A 1,396-nucleotide genomic window follows, 5' to 3' on the forward strand; every position below is an offset into this window, starting at 1 on the left:
CGCTAACCGCAAGGAGGCAGCTAACCACGGTAGGGTCAGCGACTGGGGTGAAGTCGTAACAAGGTAGCCGTAGGGGAACCTGCGGCTGGATCACCTCCTTTCTAAGGAAGCTGTGGAATTGGTAAGACGATCGGCACATGTCCTCGGACATGGCCCGATATGAACCTTCCCGTGCTTTTTAGAACATAGATGGCACCAGTCAGGTGACCATCGAAACGTAATACGCCGCGCTGACTTCGGTCACGACGGTATGGCGAGCTTTCGCCGTCCACGTTTCTCTTTCTTCAAGAAGACAAAAAACCGCGTCGATCCAGTTTAGGCTGGGCCGGTTCCCCGAATGGGCCCGTAGCTCAGTTGGTTAGAGCACACGCTTGATAAGCGTGGGGTCGGAAGTTCAAGTCTTCCCGGGCCCACCATTCGCATATGCGGATGAGGGTTAGGGATGATGGAATGTGGCTGATGCGGATTGTTGCCGAACCTGGTTTATACCGGGCGATCGAGCTGGAGGGGCTGTAGCTCAGCTGGGAGAGCACCTGCTTTGCAAGCAGGGGGTCAGCGGTTCGATCCCGCTCAGCTCCACCAAATCGATTGGTGTTGAAGCTGACGGCATTTGTCTTTTGAAGAAAATAAGGTTTTGCATCGGCTTATGAGCTGATGCGTGTTCTGCATACATTGTGAAGAGAAGATTGATCTGGAGGCTTCCAGGTGTTTTGGGTTCTGCCCGAAGCGTCCGAGCCCAGTTCTGATGATCCCATGGATGGCCTAGCCGGCCGGATATGGGTGAAGGACTGGAGGTAGGAGGGAAGCTTGTCACTCTGGATCGTTTGTTGTTCGTTGCCTTTGGGCTTCGTCTGATGAACGATCGGATTACCGTTGCCTGACCGCGCGGTATCGGATCATATCTCGAGAAGCTGGTCTTAAGACAGGCTGCAAGCGAGCTGCTCGGCGTAGCTCCAATAAAGCAGCCCTGTCGAACACGTTAATGGCATTGTTGGATTGACTGGGTTGTAAAAGGTAACCCGGTCTGTTGCCGTTCCTTCGGAACGGGCAACGAGACGATGAGCATTGGCAATGAGAACGATTAAGTGTCGTAAGGGCATTTGGTGGATGCCTTGGCATGCACAGGCGATGAAGGACGTGATACGCTGCGAAAAGCCGTGGGGAGCTGCGAATGAGCTTTGATCATGGATCTCCGAATGGGGCAACCCACCTTAAATGCTTGGGAAATCTGATGCGCCGTTGGCGCATGAGCGAATAGGATTTAGCGAATAGCGAATAGAATTCAAAAACTATTCGCTACTGGCTATTGGCTGCGTCGAAGACGCCTCAGGTTTCCAAGCATTGTGATAAGGTATCTGCACCTGAATACATAGGGTGTAAGAAGCGAACGCAGGGA

The 1,396-nt window shown here is 52.9% G+C and carries 2 tRNA genes and 2 rRNA genes; all 4 read left to right on the plus strand.

What is annotated here, in order from left to right:
• A 16S ribosomal RNA gene (locus ACIPSK_RS32940) occupies nt 1-101 on the plus strand; the annotation flags it as partial.
• Between the two features lie 238 nt (nt 102-339).
• Nucleotides 340-416, plus strand: a tRNA-Ile gene (locus ACIPSK_RS32945).
• A gap of 90 nt (nt 417-506) precedes the next feature.
• Nucleotides 507-582, plus strand: a tRNA-Ala gene (locus ACIPSK_RS32950).
• A 497-nt stretch (nt 583-1,079) separates the two neighbouring features.
• Nucleotides 1,080-1,396, plus strand: a 23S ribosomal RNA gene (locus ACIPSK_RS32955); the annotation flags it as partial.

The sequence above is a fragment of the Rhizobium sp. LARHSG275 genome, assembly GCF_052871115.1.